A 17,381-nucleotide genomic window follows, 5' to 3' on the forward strand; every position below is an offset into this window, starting at 1 on the left:
TTAGGCTTCCTCGCCTTCGAACCAGTGCGCACGGGCGGCCATGATGATCTCATTGCCCTGCTCTTCACTGAGGCCATATTCGGCGAGAATCCCGCCCTTATCCTCGTCCTTATTCTCACGGCGGCGGCGCTGGTCCACGCGCTTCTTCGCGACGAGTTCGTCCGTCGCGAGATCGGCCAGATCGTCCAGCGTCTTCACGCCCGCCTTGCCCAGCGTCACCAGCATGGCTTCGGTGAGGTGCGGCATGTCGGCCAGCGCGTCTTCGACGCCCAGAGCGCGGCGTCCCTCACGGGCAGCGGCTTCGCGGCGGTCGAGCGCTTCCTGCGCGCGGTTCTGCAATTCGGCGGCGAGATCGTCGTCGAACCCTTCGATCGACGCCAGTTCGTCGATGCTGACATAGGCGACTTCTTCCAGCTCGCCAAAGCCTTCGGCCACCAGCAGCTGCGACAGCGTTTCGTCCACGTCCAGTTCGTTCTGGAACAGTTCGGAGCGGCTGACGAATTCCTTCTGGCGCTTCTCGGACGCGTCGGCCTCGGTCATGATGTCGATGGCCTTGCCGGTCAGCTGGCTGGCGAGGCGGACATTCTGGCCGCGACGGCCGATGGCGAGCGACAGCTGATCATCGGGAACGACGACTTCGATGCGCTCTTCTTCCTCATCGATGACGACGCGGGCGACCTGAGCAGGCTGGAGCGCGTTGACGACGAAGGTCGCGGTATCTTCCGACCAGGGAATGATGTCGATCTTTTCGCCCTGCATTTCCTGCACGACGGCCTGCACGCGGCTACCCTTCATGCCGACGCAGGCGCCGACGGGATCGATGCTCGAATCGCGGCTGATGACGCCGATCTTGGCGCGCGAGCCCGGATCGCGGGCGGCGGCCATGATGGTGATCACGCCGTCGTAGATTTCGGGCACTTCCTGCGCGAAAAGCTTCTTCATGAACTCGGGATGCGCGCGGCTGAGGAAAATCTGCGGCCCACGATTTTCGCGGCGCACGTTCAGGATCACCGAACGGATACGGTCGCCCACGCGGACGACTTCGCGCGGGATCTGCTGATCGCGGCGGATCACGCCCTCGGCGCGGCCGAGGTTCACGACGACATGGCCGAACTCGACCGACTTGACGACGCCGGTGATGATCTCACCCACGCGGTCCTTGAACTCTTCATGCTGACGCTCGCGCTCTGCGTCGCGGACCTTCTGGAAGATCACCTGCTTGGCCGACTGCGCGTCGATGCGGCCAAGGTCAATCGGAGGCAGCGGGTCGACGATGAAGTCGCCGATCACGGCGTCCTTCTTCAGCTTCTGCGCCTGCTTCAGGTCAACCTGCTTGAAATAGTCATCGACCGCCTCGACCACCTCGACGACACGCCACAAGCGCAGGTCGCCGCTTTCGGGGTCCAGCTTGGCGCGGATGTCATTCTCCGCACCATAGCGTGCGCGAGCGGCGCGCTGGATCGCGTCTTCCATCGCCTCGATAACGATCGCCTTGTCGATCATCTTCTCGGTGGCGACGCTGTTCGCGATAGCGAGCAGCTCGGCCTTGTTGGCGGAAATGGCGTTGGCCATGGTCGTGAACCCTTACTCTTCGGTTTCGAACTCGTCCGCCCCATCGGAGGAGAGCGGCATGCTAGCAGAAATGAGCGCGTCGGTCAGTATCAGCTTGGCATCGCCGACCAGCGCGAAGGGGATGGAGACATCCCCGGCCTTATTATCCTGGAACTGGATTTCCTCGCCCTCGACGCCCTTCAGCGTACCGCGAAAGCTCTTGCGCCCCGCCACCGTTTCGCTGGTGGCGATCTTCGCCTCATGCCCGGCCCATTCCAGGAAGTCATGGAGACGCGTCAGCGGCCGATCGATACCCGGCGAGCTGACCTCCAGCCGATAGGCTTCCTCGATCGGATCAGCTTCATCCAGCACATCCGACAGGCGGCGCGAGATAGCGGCGCAATCCTCGATAACAAGCTGCTTCGTCGCGGGATTTTCCGCCATGATCTGCAACGTATATTCATCGCCGGACCCGAACAGCTTCACGCGCACAAGGTCAAACCCCAAGGCCTTCACCTCCGGTTCGATCAGCGCGGTCAGTTCGGCGATGTCCGCCATGCAGTCTCCAACAGAATATGTGCGCTCCCGCCGCCGCAAGCGTTCCGCCTGCGACCCTGACATGTTTGACGATGTAAGGAAGCAAGGGCGATATAGGGGGGAAGATATAATGCTGCAACATTATTCGTGCGCAGGATTTGATGAAGGCATGCGACGAACGGAGGTTGAAATGAATCGGGTCCTGATCACCGCCCTGCCCCTCCTCCTCCTGGCCTGTTCTTCCGAGGACGCCACGGGCCAGAACAGCGCCGCCCCTGCGGAAAAGCCCTTCAAGACCTCCATCATCGCGGATTTCGATTCGCCCTGGGCCATGACGTTCCTCCCGGATGGCCGCGCGCTCGTCACCGAAAAGGCAGGCGAGATGATCCTCTTCGACCCCAAGAACGGAACAAAGATTCCGGTCGCCGGCATTCCCAAAGTCGACAGCGCGGGCCAAGGCGCGCTCATGGATGTCGTGCTTCATCCCCAGTTCGCGCAGAACAAAACGGTCTATTTCAGCTTTTCCGAAAGCGGCCCCGGCGGCAAAGGCGTCGCGCTCGCCACGGGCATCTTCAACCAGGCCAGCGACGGAACGACAAAGCTCGACGGCGTAAAAACCATCTTCCGCGCGACCCCCTATGTCGCAGGCAACGGCCATTATTCCGGCCGCATCGCCTTTTCCCCTGATGGCCGCTACCTCTTCTTCACGAACGGCGAACGCCAGAAATTCGACCCAGCCCAGGACCCCAAGGCCACGCTCGGCAAGGTGCTGCGCTTCAATCTCGACGGGACGCCTGCCGCAGGCAATCCACTCGCGGCCAAGGGATTCCATCCTGCCGTCTGGTCCTACGGCCACCGCAACCTGCTCGGCATCGCGTTCGACAAGGACGGGCGGCTGTGGGAACAGGAAATGGGTCCCAAGGGAGGGGATGAGGTGAACCTCATCAAGCCGGGCCTTAACTATGGCTATCCCAAGGCGTCGAACGGCGATCATTATGACGGCACGCTGATCCCGGACCACAGTCCACATGACGGGTTTGAAGCGCCGAAACTCTCGTGGAACCCGGTCATCTCACCGGCCGGGTTGCTTTATTATTCAGGCGACCTCTTCCCGCAGTGGAAAAATTCGCTCTTCATCGGCGGCCTGTCCAGCAAGTCGCTGGTGCGCGTGAAACTGGATGGCGAGAATGCGTCGAAAGCCGACCAATGGGACATGGGCGCAAGGATTCGGGAAGTGGAACAAGGCCCGGATGGCGCTCTATGGCTATTGGAAGATGGCGGCCAAGGATCGCAGGGAAGGCTGCTGAAGCTGACGCCTGCTGGCTGAGGGCGTCAGCTTGGACCGCGACGTTGCAGTTGAGGCCTTCGAGTGGCGATCATGTGTGGAAAACTGGCACTCTCCCCCTCCCGCAAGCGGGAGGGGGCCGGGGGGTGGGCCAGCGCAGCGCCTGATCCATCCCCGCCGCTGTCGCAGGTTGGGTGGATAGCGGAATGGCGGGTTACGTGGGGGCCTGCAATACTGTCTCATCGAAGCGTCCGGGATAACGGCAAAATCTGATGGCGAGTAAGGGGTGCGAGTTGCATGTTCGCTGCCTCGACACTATCGACCCATACTGCTTCTTCGATTTCAGACCGTGTTTTGGGCATGTGGTTGACCCGCACGTGAAAGACTTCGGCCTCAACAATATAGCCGGGTTCATTGGCAGCTGGTGCCGAGAACCGACCGAGGTGACGAATACCTTCCTCTTCCAGAGACAGGCCGATTTCTTCGTTCAGCTCCCGGCGCAGCGCACATAACGGGCTTTCGCCATCTTCGATCTTTCCGCCAGCCTGCATGAACCACTGGGTTCCCGCTTTTCGAACAAGCAGCAATCGCCCCGCATCATCATCAATTAAAGCAGCTGCGATCCGGATTTTACGCATGATCCTTTCCCCCTAACGTCATGCTAGCGGCCAAGTTTGGCAATGCAATGTCCGCTAATCGACGCCCGCGTTCAAAGACTGAATGACGGCTAGTGGTCGCTAGCAGACACGGTCATGCTGAACTCGTTTCAGCATCCATCCTGCCCCACGCGCCACGGCTCGATCCGGAAAAATGGACCCTGAACCGAAGGTCAGCGCAGCTAAACGCGTTCAGGATGACGGCGGGTACAGAGCCACGCGCCCGCTTCCGGTCGATAGCATGCATTTTGAACGAGGTCATCGCGGGACCCCGCCAGCCGATCAAACCAACCGGCTCTGCTTCACCGCCGCTTCGATAAAGCTCGCAAACAGCGGGTGCGGGTCGAACGGCTTGGACTTCAGTTCCGGATGGAACTGCACGCCGACGAACCAGGGATGATCCGGCCGCTCGACAATCTCCGGCAAGGTTCCGTCCGGCGACATGCCCGAAAAGATCAGCCCGCCCTTCTCCAGCGCCTCGCGATAGCCCGCATTCACCTCATAGCGATGACGATGCCGCTCGCTGATCTCGCTCGTGCCGTAAATGCCCGCGACCACGCTGTTGCCGGTCAGCTTGGCCGGATAGGCCCCAAGGCGCATCGTGCCGCCCAGGTCCGTTTCGGCCGTGCGCTTCTGCAAGCCTTCCTTGCCCATCCATTCAGTGATGAGGCCAACGACCGGCTCTGACGTCTCGCCAAATTCGGTGGTGGACGCCTCGGCAATTCCCGCCGTGTTCCGCGCGCCTTCGATGCAGGCCATCTGCATGCCAAGGCAGATGCCGAAAAAGGGCACATTGCGTTCACGGGCGAACTTCACGCTGGCGATCTTGCCTTCCGATCCGCGCACGCCAAAGCCACCGGGCACCAGAATGCCGTGCATCGGTTCCAGGCTGGCGGCGACATCATCGCCCTTCTCGAACAATTCGGCGTCGATCCACTTGATCTTCACCTTCACCCGATTGGCGAAACCGCCATGGGTCAGCGCCTCGTAAAGCGACTTGTAGGCGTCCGGCAGGCCGACATATTTGCCGACGACGCCGATCGTCACTTCGCCTTCGGGGTTCTGCTGGCGGTCCATGATGTCCATCCAGCGATCGAGCGTCGGCTTGCGCGCGTCGTCGATTCCGAAGGCTCGCAGCACTTCCTCGTCCAGCCCTTCGGCATGATATTGCGCGGGCACAGCATAGATGCTGCTGGCGTCGAGCGCGGGGATCACCGCTTCCTTGCGGACGTTGCAGAACAGCGCGATCTTCGCCCGTTCGCTGTCGGGCAGCGGATGTTCGCAGCGGCAAAGCAGAATGTCCGGCTGAATACCGAGCGAGGTGAGTTCACGCACGCTATGCTGCGTCGGCTTTGTCTTCAGCTCGCCCGCCGCCGCGATATAGGGGACCAGCGTCACATGGACGAAGATCGACTGGCGGCGACCAAGGTCATTATGCAGCTGACGAATGGCTTCCATGAACGGCAGCGATTCGATGTCGCCGACCGTCCCGCCAATTTCGCACAGCACGAAATCCAGATCGTCGGACTCGGCCATCGCGAACGCCTTGATCTCGTCCGTGACGTGCGGGATCACCTGCACTGTCGCGCCCAGATAATCGCCGCGCCGCTCGCGCTGGATGATCGTCTGATAGACGCGGCCCTGCGTCACATTGTCCGACTGCCGCGCGGAAACCCCCGTAAACCGCTCATAATGGCCAAGGTCGAGGTCGGTTTCCGCCCCGTCATCGGTCACATAGACTTCGCCATGCTGATACGGACTCATCGTGCCCGGATCGACGTTGAGATAGGGATCGAACTTCCGGATACGCACACGGAAACCTCGCGCCTGCAGCAGTGCTGCGAGCGATGCGGCCATAAGGCCCTTGCCAAGCGAGGAGACCACGCCGCCGGTGATGAAAATATACCGCGCCATGGGAGAGGAGGCTTAGCCTTTTACAAACAAGTTGGGCAAGCGCGCGAATCCACGCACGAGCAAAAAAAGATCGGAATTTTGAACGAAAAGTTCAGTTGGCGAGCGGAACCGCGCCATTTGCGGCCTGGCCGTTGCTTGCAGCGCCTGCCGCACCGGCCAGCGGATCGGCGCTACCGGCCGGTGCTGGGGCGGCTGGTGCCGTCGGCGCCTGCTTCACCAGCGACGTATCGATATCGCTCGGCGCATGCTGCACCGATGCGATCACGGCCAGAACGACCGACAGCGTCACAAAAATAGTGGCCAGCACCGTCGTCGATCGCGTCAGAAAGTCCGCCGCGCCCCGCGCAGACATCAATCCCGCCGGGCTGCCACCCACGCCCAGACCGCCGCCTTCCGACTTCTGCATCAGGATGACGGTGACAAGCAGGGCCGCCACGATGGCCTGCACGACGAGGATGAAGGTGAACATGCGAGAATATCTGTCCCAATGGGGTGCGTTGTGGAGCCCATAGCGTTGAAGCGCCGCCGGGGCAACCGGGAGCCGCCCCTACCCCCCGCTCCCTTTCAAGTTCAAACGAGGCACGTGACTCGTTTGAAGGGCCGGGGTGGGTGCGATTGCTCAGCAATCGCTTCCAACCTTTCACCCCGCCGCAGCAATCACCGGCCCGAATTTCGCCGCGGTCAGGCTCGCTCCGCCCACCAGGCCGCCATCGACATCCTCTATCGCCATCAACTCGGCCGCATTCTCACCATTCATCGACCCGCCATAGAGGATGCGCATCGCACCCGCTTCGCCATCGCCGATCCGCCCAGCCAGCGCCGTCCGCAGCGCCTTGTGCATGGTTTCGACCGCGTCCATCGTCGGGATTCGCCCGGTGCCGATCGCCCAAATCGGCTCATAGGCGATCGCCAGCCAGTCCGCCGCCGCGCCTTCCGGCAGCGATGCCAGCAGCTGCGCCGACACGACGCCTTCGGCCCCGCCAGCGTCGCGCACGTCAAGGCTTTCGCCGACGCAAAGGATGACCTTCAGACCCGCAGACTTAGCCGCGAGCGCCTTGGCCGCGACATCGGCGTCCGTTTCGCCCTGATCCTGCCGCCGTTCGCTATGGCCAACGATCGTCCAGCTCGCACCCGCTTCCGCCAGCATCGCAGCCGACAGGCAGCCTGTATGCGCACCGCTATCATTCATGTGGCAATCCTGTGCCCCGACAAAGGCGCCGCCCTTGACCTGTTCCGCTGCCGCGATCAGCGTCGCGGGCAGGCACAGCCCCACCTCGACCACCGGACGCTCAGCCGCCAGCGCGCCGATCGCTTCGACTTCGGGCAGCTGTGAACGGAGGCCGTTCATCTTCCAGTTGCCGACCACCAGCTTACGCCTGCCCATCAATTCATACCCCTTCAGTCATTCGTCCATCGGCCAGCCCGCGCCGGGCCAGCCCCGACAGGCCGATGGACAAAGGCACCGCATTTGTCCAGCCAAGCCGCACTTGCCGCCGCGACGATCCGCCCCTAAAGCGGGCCGCCCGTAAAAGTCTTTCTATTCTGGACTTCCTTCATGCTTTCAAACTTCCGCCGCTTCATCCATTCGAAATTCGGCGCCCTCTTCGCGCTCCTTTTCCTAGGCGTCATCGCGGCAGCGTTCATCATGGGCGACGTCACGAGCGGCAAGTTTGGCACCTCTCTCGGCGGCAGCGGCGAAACTGTCGCGAAAGCAGGCGGCACCCGACTGACACTGCCCCAGTTCCAGGAACGGGTTCAGCGCGTCTTCGAAAATGCGCGCCGCGCCACCCCGGGTCTTCAGATCGGCGATTTCCTCGCTCAAGGTGCCGCTGGCCAGATCTATGATCAGCTGGTCGCCGCAATGACGCTGAAGGAATATGCGAAAGATCAGGGCGTCCACATCTCCAAGCGCCTCGTCGATGCGCAGATCGCCCAGATCCCTGCTTTTCAGGACGCCGCAGGCCGATTCAGCCAGGAAAATTTCCGCCAGCTTCTGCTACGCGAACGCATCACGGAACAGGCCCTGCGCGAAGACATCACCCGCGAGATCCTGGAGCGGCAGATGCTCGCTCCGCTCGGCCTTGGTGTGAAACTGCCGAACAGCGTCATCCTGCCCTACGCCTCGCTGCTGCTGGAGGCGCGCCAGGGGACGATCGCTGCTGTCCCCGCCGCAGCCTTTGCGGACATTAAGGACCCCACCGACGCACAGCTCACCACCTATTATCAGCAGAATGCCGGGCGCTTCACCATCCCGGAGCAGCGCCGCATTCGCTACGCCGTGATCGATGGCGAACGCTTCGCGCAAGCCTCGCAGCCGACTGACGCCGAAATTGCTGCATCCTATAATCAGAACAGCGCGAGCTACGCCGCCAAGGAAAGCCGCAATTTCGAGCAACTCATCCTGCCCAGCGAAGCCGCCGCGAAAACGATCGCAGCGCAGGTGAAGGGCGGCAAGTCGCTTGCCGCCGCTGCGCAGGGCGCAGGGCTGGAGGCGTCGGCGCTGGTGGATCAAAGCCGTGAAAACCTGACCACCACAACGTCCGCCGCAATCGCAAATGCGGGCTTTGCGGCCAAGCAAGGCGAGCTTGTCGGCCCGATCCGGGGACCACTCGGATGGATTCTGCTGCGCGTATCGAACGTCAAGACCGTTCCCGCGCGGCCGCTGTCAGCTGTGCGCGACGAGATCGCAACGACGCTCCGCTCGCAAAAGCAGAAGCGCCTGCTGAGCGAGTTCACCGGAAAGGTTGAAGATCAGATCGCCGATGGCGGCAGCTTTGAGGAAGTGGTGAAGGACAACGGCCTGAAGCTGGAAACGACGCCCTTCCTGATCGCCAACGGCAAGCAGGTCGAGGATCAGGCCTATCAGGCTCCGGCCGATGTTCGTCCGCTGCTGGCGCCTGTGTTCCAGATGAGTCAGGACGACGACGCGCAACTCGTGCCGGTCACGCCCGACCAGCGCTACGCTCTCGCCGCCCCCGCCGAGATTCGCGCCGCCGCGCCGCCACCGCTGGATAAGGTTAAGCCGCTGGTACTCGCCCAATTTAAGCTGGCGCAGGGCAACGCCAAAGCGAAGGCCGTGGCCGAGCAGATCCGCGAGAAGGTCGCCAAGGGAATGAAGCTTGCCGATGCCGTGGCCCAGGCTGGCGTCCGCCTGCCCGCGCCTCAGACGGTGGGCGGGCGTCGTGCCGATATCATGCGGGAAGGTCAGCGTCCCCCCGCCGAGGTCGCGATCCTGTTCTCCATGGCAACCAACAGCGTCAAGACGATGCCGATCGGTCAGGACCGCGGCTATTTCATCGTGCAACTGAACGGCATCAAACATGGCGATGCCGGTGGCCAGACCGCCCTGCTTGATCAGGTCCGCAGCCAGCTAGGCGATGTCGTCGGTCAGGAATATGGGCAGCAGTTCGAACGCGCGGTCGAAAAGCAGCTTGGCGTGACCCGGAGCCCGTCAGCTGTCGCCAGCGTCCAGCGCGCGCTTGCCAGCACCAATGGCGGCGCGCAGTAACATGGTTGCGGGCAGCGCAGGCAATGACGGGATAGCGGCCGCTCGCGCCGCACTGGCCGCTGGCAATTCGGCGCTGGTATGGCGCCGCCAGATCGCGGACACGGACACGCCGATTTCCGCCGCGCTCAAACTGTTTGTGGCCGATCGTGGCGACTTTCTGCTGGAATCGGTCGAAGGCGGCGCGGTTCGCGGGCGCTATAGCCTGGTCGGCCTCGCGCCTGATCTTGTCTTCCGCGCGCAGGGACAGGCGGCAGAGATTAATCGCCATTGGGCGACGGACCCGCAGGCATTTGTTCCGGAAGCGGTTGGCGCCCTTGATGCCTTGCGAGCGCTTGTGTCGGAATGCCGGGCTGAGCTTGACCCCGCCCTTCCCCCTGCCCTCGCCTGCCTGGTGGGCTATTTCGGTTATGAGACAGTCGGCCTAGTCGAAAAGCTGCCCCGGCCAGCGCCCAATCCGCTTGAACTGCCCGATATGCTGTTCGTCCGGCCGACCATCATCCTGGTTTTCGATCGGTTGGCTGACGCGCTGTATTTTGTCGCGCCTGTCTGGAAGGGCAGCTTCAGCGATGCCGACGCGGCGATCGCGCAGGCTCTGGAGCGGATCGATGCAACGGCGGCGCGCCTGACCGCGCCCTTGCCCCACACGCCGCCCGCCCAAGACATTGCCGATGTCGATGTGACCCCCGCGCTGGAGCCGGGTCGCTACAAGGCCATGGTCGAACGGGCCAAGGACTATATCGTCGCCGGGGACATTTTCCAGGTGGTGCTCGCGCAGCGTTTCACCAGCCCTTTCACCCTTCCGCCGATCTCGCTTTATCGTGCACTGCGACGGATAAATCCTTCGCCTTTCCTTTACTATCTCGATCTGCCCGGCTTTGCCCTGATCGGTTCCAGCCCCGAGATTCTGGTGCGTGCACGGGATGGCGAAGTCACCATCCGCCCGATCGCCGGAACGCGTCCGCGCGGCAAAAATGCTGTCGAAGATGCTGCCAATCGCGAAAGCCTGCTCGCCGATCCAAAGGAACGGGCAGAACATCTGATGCTGCTCGACCTCGGGCGCAATGATGTGGGGCGGGTCGCTACCGCCGGATCGGTGACGGTCACCGACAGTTACAGCGTCGAATTTTACAGCCACGTCATGCACATCGTGTCGAATGTCGTCGGCCGTCTTTCGCCGGACAAGGATGCGCTGGACGCCCTCTTCGCGGGCTTCCCGGCAGGCACGGTTTCGGGTGCACCCAAAGTCCGCGCTTGCGAGATCATCGCGGAACTGGAGCCGGAGACGCGCGGCGCCTATGCAGGCGGCGTCGGCTATTTCGGACCCGACGGCAATATGGACAGCTGCATCGTGCTACGCACCGCCGTGCTCAAGGATGGCATCATGCACGTTCAGGCAGGTGCGGGCATCGTTGCCGACTCCACGCCGGAATATGAGCAGCGCGAATGCGAGGCGAAGAGCGGCGCGCTCCTCGCGGCAGCGCGAGAGGCCGTCGATCTCGCACGGCAGGCTGGCTTCGGGCAATAACTACTCGGCCGTCGTTGGATCAATCGTCGATCGAACTCTGGCGATGCTGTTGGCGGGAAGTCCCGCAAGCTCGGCATGCTGCCGGATCAGCTCTTCGCTGGGCGCGCGGTAGAGACAATAGATCTTGTCATCCGTCACATAGCTGTGGACCCACTGTATCTCGGGTCCAAGTTCGCGCAGCACATTACAGGAACCTTGTGAAGCGTTCCTGAGCTCATCGCCCCGCAACCTTCCTGCGCCGGGCATCTCTCTTTCTATCACGAACTGCGGCATGACCACCTCCATGCGTGAAGAGCGCCGAATCTATGCCTGTGTGCGGCGCGAGTCCATAATGACGCTAACGACATCGCCCCCCGCCAGATGGTCCTGATGCGCGGCGTTTCAGTCCCACTGGAAAATCGCTGAAATAACCGGGAAGGCGCCAGCTGAGCCAGCGTATGACCTAACCACGCTGCACACGCTCCATCGGTTCTGACGTCACGGGATAACCGAGATGATCGGGGATGCAGAGATGGCGCACGCCGCCTCTCTCTTCCAGCCAGGGACTGATCTTTTCGACGGGAAAGCACGCTGCGTGGGCCGCCATCGCGGCGAAGCTGTGGAACAAGGCCAATCGCTCAAGATTGCGGCGGGTCGGGAAAATGATGCGCCCGCCGCCCGCGTCGCATAGAGCGATCGTGTCACTCGCGCTCATCCAGAACAACCGGACATTCTCGGTCGTATCCGCGCTCGCGACCTGTCCTTCTGGCGCCTGCACCAAATAGAAATGCGTGTCATAAATGCGCGCGGCCATTTCCGCGTCCGCAGGATGCCAGCGGCTGAATGGCACCAATTGATCCAGGGCGAGCCTGATCCCGTGCGCTTCGATGATCGCCGAAAAATCTTCGCCATCCGTCAGAGCGCGCCGCATTTCGAACAACTGCGCCGGATCGGGCCGCACCCCAAAACCGATGCCAAGGCCGCTTTCCTCCAGCGTTTCACGGATCGCCGCCAGCCGAGCGGCGGTCTCCTCCACGTTGCCGGGAGCATCCACGGCGCGGGCCAATTCCCGATCCGCCTCATCAACCGCGCCTCCTGGAAACACCAGCGCTCCCGCTGCAAAAGCCATGCTCCCAGCGCGTTCCATCATCAAGATATGCGGCGGCCCATCGGGCATGTCGCGAACGATCACGGCTGTCGCTGCTACCCGGCCTTCACTTTTGGTCGATGCCATGAAAGCCGCCATAGGCGCGTACAATGCTAGCGGTAAAGTCCTTCCGGATCACCCCGTCACTGGAGGGGTGGTGGAGCCGAGGGGGATCGAACCCCTGACCTCGTCATTGCGAACGACGCGCTCTCCCAGCTGAGCTACGGCCCCGAAGGAGCGCTGCCTATAATCGAGCCGAGATTCCCTTGCAACGGGCTTTTTCGGAGAAGCAGGGCCTTACAGCAACATCGGCAGCACGGTGCGGAAGAGCGATGTTACCCGCACGTAACATCCGGAACGATGCGCCCTACTGCTCATTGGTGATGCAACGGCTTTTAGGCCGTAGCAACAGCAGCCAAGGAGTAAGGACGATGGGCTATCAAGGCGGACGTCGCTATGGAGACGATGACAGAACTCGCAGCGACTGGGATCGCGGTTCCGACCGCCATCGTGGGCAGCGTGACTGGCGCGATGATCGTAGTTATCGCTACGGCACGCGCGGCCAGTTCAGCGGTTCGGATTCCCGGCGGTCACCAGAACATTATGATCCGGAAGAGCGCGGCTTTTTCGATCGCGCCGGAGATGAAATCCGCAGTTGGTTCGGCGATGAAGAAGCAGAACGCCGTCGCGAATATGACGAATATTATAACCGCCCCTATGGCGACCCGCGCGATGAAAGCAGCCGCATCGGGTTCGCCTCGGCATCACGCAGCAACCAGTATCTGCCGAACCGCGGCTATGCGCCCTATACGGGGGAACGCAGCGGCTATGGCAGCGAGGATCATGGCAATCGCGTACGCGCTTACGGCCCCACGCATGACTATAGCGCGCATCATGACGCCAACTATTATGCGTGGCGACAACAGCGAATGAATGAGCTGGACCGCGACTATGCTGAATATCAGCGGGAGCATCGCGATCGTTTCAACAGTGAGTTCGGTACCTGGCGCACGCGGCGCACCGAACAGCGCCAGGCAGTGCAACAGGTCCGCGAACATATGGAAGTCGTCGGAAGCGATGGCGCTCATGTGGGAACGGTCGATCGGTTAAGTGGCGATCGCATCATCCTAACCAAGAATGATCAGGATGCCAGCGGCGTGCACCACTCCGTACCGTCGTCCTGGATCAGGTCGGTGGACGAACAAAGGGTGACGCTGGAAAAGACGGCCGATGAAGCGCACCATGCATGGCGAACCGAGCGGGAGCAGAATGCCCTCTTTGGCGAAGGGCGCGAACAGAGCGGATGGAACGCTGGCGGCGTCAGTTCGCGCGATACGGAACGCAATCGCTAATTGAAGACAAAAATAGGCAAAGGGTCCGGCGGATGTCCGGACCCTTTGCTTGTACGCTTCCTTACCCCGCAGTGGCGAGCCGGTCCCACCTTTAATGCGATCGGTATGGAGGGCGGATGATAAGGTCAATCAAGCCCTTGCTCTTGGGCCTCAAGCAATGCCAGAGCGCAACGACACGCGTTACGAGGCCCTTCCATGCCAACCATATTGCTGCTGGTCATTTCCAACCTTTTCATGACCATAGCTTGGTACTGGCATCTGAAGGGCGGGATGGGAAAGCCAGTTCTGCTGGTAATCCTGATCAGTTGGGGCATTGCGCTCGTTGAATATTGTTTCGCCGTACCCGCAAATCGCATTGGGTTTGCCAGCGGCTGGAGCCCAGGCCAGTTGAAGATCACGCAGGAAGCAATCGCCCTGATCGTTTTCGGAGGCTTCATGGTGACGGTTTTGGGTGAACCGCTCCATTGGCGCCACGCGGCCGCCTTCCTGTGCATAATGGCGGCGGTCGGCTTTCTGTTCGTAGGGCGATCCTAAAGCGAATCTGCGCGTTAAGGCAGAAGAAGCGACGAGTCCCCATAGGAGTAAAAGCGGTATCCGCTTTCTATCGCGTGAGCATAGGCCGCCTGCATCCGCTCCCGCCCCATCAAGGCGCTTACCAGCATGAACAGGGTCGATCGAGGCAGATGGAAGTTGGTCATTAGCCCATCCACGGCGCGGAACCGGTAGCCCGGTGTTATGAATATGCGGGTCTCGTCCGCGAACGGGCGGATCACTCCATCTTCCCCGCAGGCACTCTCAAGCAGGCGCAGGCTGGTCGTGCCCACCGCTATAAGGCGGCCGCCAGCTCGACGCGCAGCATTCAGCCGGTCGGCGGCGGCTTGCTCGATCCGGCCCCACTCCGCATGCATGCGGTGATCATCGGTATCCTCCGCCTTCACGGGCAGAAACGTACCCGCGCCTACATGAAGCGTCAGCGTTTCCGACATGACACCCGCCTCACTGAGTGCCGACATCAGCGCGGGCGTAAAATGCAAAGCCGCCGTCGGAGCCGCCACTGCCCCGTCTTCGCGAGCAAACATGGTCTGATAATCACTACGGTCGCGGGCATCCGTAGGCCGCTTGCTGGCGATATAGGGCGGCAAGGGCATACGCCCCGCCCGCTCCAGCAGCACCTCGACAGGCTCATCCCCCTCGAAGGTCAGCGTCACCCCGCCATCTTCGTCGCGCGCACCCGCCAGCGCGGTGACGCCTGCACCGAAATCTATCTGGTCGCCCTCGCGCACTCGCTTGGCATTGCGAAGGAAAGCCTGCCACTGGCGCAGGCCAAGGCGCTTGTGGAGCGTGGCGCCGATCTTCGCCTGGCCGCGAACGCCCTCCAGCTGAGCGGGGATGACCTTGGTATCATTGAACACCAGCACATCGCCCGCGCGCAGCAAGGCAGGCAAATCCCGGACTGTGCGATCTTCGAAAGGCCTTTCGCCATTGACCAACAGCAGACGCGCCGCGTCGCGGGGCGACGCGGGCCTTAGCGCGATGCTTTCAGGCGGCAGTTCGAAATCGAAAAAATCTACGCGCATGCGAGCGCTGTCCTCAAGGCACGGCGATCATGCCGATGCGGCATCGGCATGATCCACTTCAGGTGCGACTTATCGCTTCTTCTGTGATGACGCCTTCTTCACCGGTGCGGGTGCGGGCGCGATAATCGAAGGCGCAGGCGGCGTGGGAAGCGCCATGACCGGCGGCTTGCCGTCGCTTTCAATCGATGCCTGCAGGATCGTGGTCGGGTTTACGGGCGGCTCGCCCGGCGTAATGGCATCGACATATTGCATACCTTCGATCACGCGGCCGAACACCGTATATTTCTTGTCGAGCTGCATGCGGGGCAGGAACAGGATGAAGAACTGGCTGTTGGCGCTATTCTCATCCTGCGCGCGGGCCATCGACACGGTGCCGCGAAGATGCGGCATCGGGTTGAATTCCGCCTGCAAGTCAGGAAGCGACGATCCACCGGTTCCATCATTCTTCGGGTCGCCGCCTTGCGCCATGAAACCGGGGATCACGCGGTGAAATTTCAGGCCGTTGTAAAAGCCCTGCCGCGTCAGCTGCTTGATACGTTCGACATGCTGGGGAGCGATGTCCGGACGCAGTTGGATGCGAACACGGCCGCCGCTCGACAGGTCAAGATCCCAGACGTCCTGCGGGTCCACCGGGACCGAAGCGGGCGGCAGTTTCGCGCTGGGATCCTGTCCCATCGACTTGGCATTCTGCTCGGCCCGCGCGGCAGCCTCGGCTCTTTTTGCCTCTTCGGCATTCGCGCCTCCGCCACCCTGGGCCAGCGCCACGCCGCCCGACGCATAGAGAGCGATAGTGATCGCCACGGTCTTGAACGCCGAACTGAACCGCATGGATGAGCTTTCCCTAATATCTAACGCCTGGTGGCGAAGCTGCTCTGATAACGCGCTCTTCGCGATTGGCAACTGAACGAAGGCTGAGCGGCCTTTATTGGTCGCCCTTCTTTCCGAGGCGCGCCACCCGGGCGACCACATCATCCCGCACGCTGGGGCTGACAAACTTGTCGATCGGCCCGCCGTAAAAGGCGATTTCCTTGACCAAGCGAGATGCGATCGGCTGAAGCGAGACGTCGGCCATCAGAAAGGCGGTTTCGACCCGATGGTTGATCTGCCGGTTCATACCGGTGAGCTGATATTCATATTCGAAGTCGGTGACGCCCCGAATGCCCCGAATGATCACGCTGGCGCCTTGCGATTCGGCGAAATCCATAAGCAGTGAATTAAAGCCGGTGACCACGATGTCCGCGTCGATGCCAACGCATTCACGGCGCACCATCTCCAGCCGCTCTTCATCGGAGAACATGGGCGATTTGGAAATGTTGGTGGTAACGCCGATCACCAGCTTGTCGACCAGCTTGGCCCCTCGGCGAATAATGTCCATGTGACCCAAAGTGATCGGGTCGAACGTGCCGGGATAGACCCCCACCCGCTGCCTGCTCATGCCTTACCGGTCCCTTTCCACGATATAGTCTGCGATTGATCGCAGCAGATCGGCCTCCCCGCCGAAACTATGAAGATGCGCCTTGGCCTGATCCACCAGCAAACGCGCCTGTTCACGCGCACGCTCAACGCCCAGCAGGGACACGAAGGTTTCCTTGCCCGCCGCCGCATCCTTGCCAAGCGCCTTACCCGCCAGATCGGCGTCACCTTCGACATCCAGCAGATCGTCGGCAATCTGGAAAGCCAGGCCGATGTCGCGCGCATAGCCATGAAGGCTGGTGCGAGCATCGGCCGGAATGCGCGCCATGATCGCCGCCGCGTCCACACAAAATGCAATGAGCGCCCCGGTCTTAAGCTGTTGCAGGCGCGTTACGGTGACGAGGTCGAAGCTGGTGCCTTCCGCCTCCAGATCCATCATCTGCCCACCCGCCATCCCCGCAGGACCGCTGGACAGCGCCAGTGCCTTTACAAGTTCCACCCGAACGAAGGGGTCCGGATGCGTCTCTTCATCGGCCAATATTTCGAAGGCAAGATCATGAAGACAATCCCCGGCCAGGATCGCCGTCGCCTCATCAAAAGCCTTGTGGATCGTCGGCTTGCCCCGGCGCATGTCATCATCATCCATCGCCGGAAGATCATCATGCACCAGCGAGTAGACGTGGATGCATTCGACAGCCAACCCGACGCGAAGCAGCGAATCCTGGGAGATGTTGAACAACTCGCCCGCCGCCTGCACCAACAGGGGACGCAATCTCTTGCCGCCGCCTATGGCCGCATGGCGCATGGCCTCATAAAGGCGCGCACGCGGATCATCGGGAACGGTCAGCAACAGTTCAAACGCGCGATCAATGTCCGCGGCGACGGCAGCCGCCCGGACAGTCACCATCGCTGAACCGGAGGTCAGCCCCTCCATGAC

17 protein-coding genes and 1 tRNA gene are annotated in these 17,381 nt (G+C 61.9%); 5 read left to right on the forward strand and 13 right to left on the reverse strand.

The genetic code is table 11. The features are described from left to right. Together nusA and rimP are read right to left on the reverse strand one after the other, a co-directional pair. A complete protein-coding gene (gene nusA, locus AC6JBC_RS09305) occupies positions 1-1,572 on the reverse strand; it encodes a transcription termination factor NusA (protein WP_498023935.1) in 1,572 nt (523 codons plus the stop codon). A gap of 12 nt (positions 1,573-1,584) precedes the next feature. Further along, the gene (gene rimP / locus AC6JBC_RS09310) at positions 1,585-2,109 is read right to left on the reverse strand and encodes a ribosome maturation protein RimP (RefSeq protein WP_498023936.1); all 525 of its coding nucleotides are present in this window, start codon (positions 2,107-2,109) and stop codon (positions 1,585-1,587) included. A gap of 169 nt (positions 2,110-2,278) precedes the next feature. On the opposite strand from rimP, the gene AC6JBC_RS09315 reads away from it, so the two are divergent. Beyond that, positions 2,279-3,415: a PQQ-dependent sugar dehydrogenase gene (locus AC6JBC_RS09315; RefSeq protein ID WP_498023937.1), complete on the forward strand. Its 1,137-nt coding sequence runs from the start codon at positions 2,279-2,281 to the stop codon at positions 3,413-3,415. A gap of 197 nt (positions 3,416-3,612) precedes the next feature. Here AC6JBC_RS09315 and AC6JBC_RS09320 read toward each other — a convergent pair whose 3' ends face one another. From AC6JBC_RS09320 to tpiA, 4 genes are all read right to left on the reverse strand, one after another. Continuing rightward, positions 3,613-4,011 (reverse strand): NUDIX hydrolase, encoded by a 399-nt coding sequence (locus AC6JBC_RS09320; protein WP_460989582.1) that lies wholly within the window; start codon positions 4,009-4,011, stop codon positions 3,613-3,615. Positions 4,012-4,311: 300 nt separating this feature from the next. Then, entirely contained in the window at positions 4,312-5,943 is a 1,632-nt protein-coding gene (gene pyrG, locus AC6JBC_RS09325) for a CTP synthase (RefSeq protein WP_498023938.1), read from the reverse strand. A gap of 91 nt (positions 5,944-6,034) precedes the next feature. After that, the gene (gene secG, locus AC6JBC_RS09330; protein WP_498023939.1) at positions 6,035-6,412 is read right to left on the reverse strand and encodes a preprotein translocase subunit SecG; all 378 of its coding nucleotides are present in this window, start codon (positions 6,410-6,412) and stop codon (positions 6,035-6,037) included. Positions 6,413-6,583: 171 nt separating this feature from the next. Then, positions 6,584-7,327 (reverse strand): triose-phosphate isomerase, encoded by a 744-nt coding sequence (gene tpiA / locus AC6JBC_RS09335; protein WP_498023940.1) that lies wholly within the window; start codon positions 7,325-7,327, stop codon positions 6,584-6,586. A gap of 171 nt (positions 7,328-7,498) precedes the next feature. Here tpiA and AC6JBC_RS09340 point away from each other — a divergent pair, with 171 nt between their 5' ends. Together AC6JBC_RS09340 and trpE are read left to right on the forward strand one after the other, a co-directional pair. Beyond that, positions 7,499-9,451: a peptidylprolyl isomerase gene (locus AC6JBC_RS09340; protein ID WP_498023941.1), complete on the forward strand. Its 1,953-nt coding sequence runs from the start codon at positions 7,499-7,501 to the stop codon at positions 9,449-9,451. Beyond that, the gene (trpE, locus tag AC6JBC_RS09345) at positions 9,435-10,976 is read left to right on the forward strand and encodes an anthranilate synthase component I (protein ID WP_498023942.1); all 1,542 of its coding nucleotides are present in this window, start codon (positions 9,435-9,437) and stop codon (positions 10,974-10,976) included. The genes AC6JBC_RS09340 and trpE overlap by 17 nt, the downstream gene beginning before the upstream one ends. Here trpE and AC6JBC_RS09350 read toward each other — a convergent pair whose 3' ends face one another. The 3 genes from AC6JBC_RS09350 to AC6JBC_RS09360 form a co-directional block, all read right to left on the reverse strand. After that, positions 10,977-11,249: a DUF4242 domain-containing protein gene (locus AC6JBC_RS09350; RefSeq protein WP_196224035.1), complete on the reverse strand. Its 273-nt coding sequence runs from the start codon at positions 11,247-11,249 to the stop codon at positions 10,977-10,979. 169 nt (positions 11,250-11,418) lie between these two features. Next, positions 11,419-12,189, reverse strand: a complete 771-nt coding sequence (locus AC6JBC_RS09355) for an NUDIX hydrolase (protein WP_498023943.1) — start codon at positions 12,187-12,189, stop codon at positions 11,419-11,421. A gap of 68 nt (positions 12,190-12,257) precedes the next feature. Then, positions 12,258-12,333 (reverse strand) — tRNA-Ala (locus AC6JBC_RS09360). 200 nt (positions 12,334-12,533) lie between these two features. Between AC6JBC_RS09360 and AC6JBC_RS09365 the strand changes: the two genes are divergently transcribed. Together AC6JBC_RS09365 and AC6JBC_RS09370 are read left to right on the forward strand one after the other, a co-directional pair. After that, positions 12,534-13,454 carry a DUF2171 domain-containing protein gene (locus AC6JBC_RS09365; protein WP_498023944.1) on the forward strand — a complete coding sequence of 307 codons (921 nt, stop codon included), beginning with the start codon at positions 12,534-12,536 and terminating at the stop codon, positions 13,452-13,454. Positions 13,455-13,649: 195 nt separating this feature from the next. Beyond that, positions 13,650-13,988 (forward strand): DMT family protein, encoded by a 339-nt coding sequence (locus AC6JBC_RS09370; protein ID WP_498023945.1) that lies wholly within the window; start codon positions 13,650-13,652, stop codon positions 13,986-13,988. A 14-nt stretch (positions 13,989-14,002) separates the two neighbouring features. On the opposite strand, the gene queA is transcribed toward AC6JBC_RS09370, so the two are convergent. The 4 genes from queA to AC6JBC_RS09390 all read right to left on the reverse strand — a co-directional run bounded on the left by queA (position 14,003) and on the right by AC6JBC_RS09390 (position 17,378). Further along, the gene (queA, locus tag AC6JBC_RS09375) at positions 14,003-15,031 is read right to left on the reverse strand and encodes a tRNA preQ1(34) S-adenosylmethionine ribosyltransferase-isomerase QueA (RefSeq protein WP_498023946.1); all 1,029 of its coding nucleotides are present in this window, start codon (positions 15,029-15,031) and stop codon (positions 14,003-14,005) included. Between the two features lie 69 nt (positions 15,032-15,100). Further along, complete coding sequence (locus AC6JBC_RS09380; RefSeq protein ID WP_464794594.1) at positions 15,101-15,859, reverse strand: peptidylprolyl isomerase; 759 nt, start codon at positions 15,857-15,859, stop codon at positions 15,101-15,103. A gap of 94 nt (positions 15,860-15,953) precedes the next feature. Beyond that, a complete protein-coding gene (coaD, locus tag AC6JBC_RS09385) occupies positions 15,954-16,466 on the reverse strand; it encodes a pantetheine-phosphate adenylyltransferase (protein ID WP_464772134.1) in 513 nt (170 codons plus the stop codon). A gap of 3 nt (positions 16,467-16,469) precedes the next feature. Beyond that, positions 16,470-17,378 carry a polyprenyl synthetase family protein gene (locus tag AC6JBC_RS09390; protein WP_498023947.1) on the reverse strand — a complete coding sequence of 303 codons (909 nt, stop codon included), beginning with the start codon at positions 17,376-17,378 and terminating at the stop codon, positions 16,470-16,472. Between the last annotated feature and the right edge of the window lie 3 nt (positions 17,379-17,381).

Source organism: Sphingobium sp. RC1, from assembly GCF_059738765.1.

Coding starts and splice junctions, on each gene's coding strand:
- nusA (WP_498023935.1), bottom strand. CDS start 1,572: ATGGCCAACGCCATTTCCGCCAACAAGGCCGAGCTGCTCGCTATCGCG.
- rimP (WP_498023936.1), bottom strand. CDS start 2,109: ATGGCGGACATCGCCGAACTGACCGCGCTGATCGAACCGGAGGTGAAG.
- AC6JBC_RS09315 (WP_498023937.1), top strand. CDS start 2,279: ATGAATCGGGTCCTGATCACCGCCCTGCCCCTCCTCCTCCTGGCCTGT.
- AC6JBC_RS09320 (WP_460989582.1), bottom strand. CDS start 4,011: ATGCGTAAAATCCGGATCGCAGCTGCTTTAATTGATGATGATGCGGGG.
- pyrG (WP_498023938.1), bottom strand. CDS start 5,943: ATGGCGCGGTATATTTTCATCACCGGCGGCGTGGTCTCCTCGCTTGGC.
- secG (WP_498023939.1), bottom strand. CDS start 6,412: ATGTTCACCTTCATCCTCGTCGTGCAGGCCATCGTGGCGGCCCTGCTT.
- tpiA (WP_498023940.1), bottom strand. CDS start 7,327: ATGGGCAGGCGTAAGCTGGTGGTCGGCAACTGGAAGATGAACGGCCTC.
- AC6JBC_RS09340 (WP_498023941.1), top strand. CDS start 7,499: ATGCTTTCAAACTTCCGCCGCTTCATCCATTCGAAATTCGGCGCCCTC.
- trpE (WP_498023942.1), top strand. CDS start 9,435: ATGGCGGCGCGCAGTAACATGGTTGCGGGCAGCGCAGGCAATGACGGG.
- AC6JBC_RS09350 (WP_196224035.1), bottom strand. CDS start 11,249: ATGCCGCAGTTCGTGATAGAAAGAGAGATGCCCGGCGCAGGAAGGTTG.
- AC6JBC_RS09355 (WP_498023943.1), bottom strand. CDS start 12,189: ATGGCATCGACCAAAAGTGAAGGCCGGGTAGCAGCGACAGCCGTGATC.
- AC6JBC_RS09365 (WP_498023944.1), top strand. CDS start 12,534: ATGGGCTATCAAGGCGGACGTCGCTATGGAGACGATGACAGAACTCGC.
- AC6JBC_RS09370 (WP_498023945.1), top strand. CDS start 13,650: ATGCCAACCATATTGCTGCTGGTCATTTCCAACCTTTTCATGACCATA.
- queA (WP_498023946.1), bottom strand. CDS start 15,031: ATGCGCGTAGATTTTTTCGATTTCGAACTGCCGCCTGAAAGCATCGCG.
- AC6JBC_RS09380 (WP_464794594.1), bottom strand. CDS start 15,859: ATGCGGTTCAGTTCGGCGTTCAAGACCGTGGCGATCACTATCGCTCTC.
- coaD (WP_464772134.1), bottom strand. CDS start 16,466: ATGAGCAGGCAGCGGGTGGGGGTCTATCCCGGCACGTTCGACCCGATC.
- AC6JBC_RS09390 (WP_498023947.1), bottom strand. CDS start 17,378: ATGGAGGGGCTGACCTCCGGTTCAGCGATGGTGACTGTCCGGGCGGCT.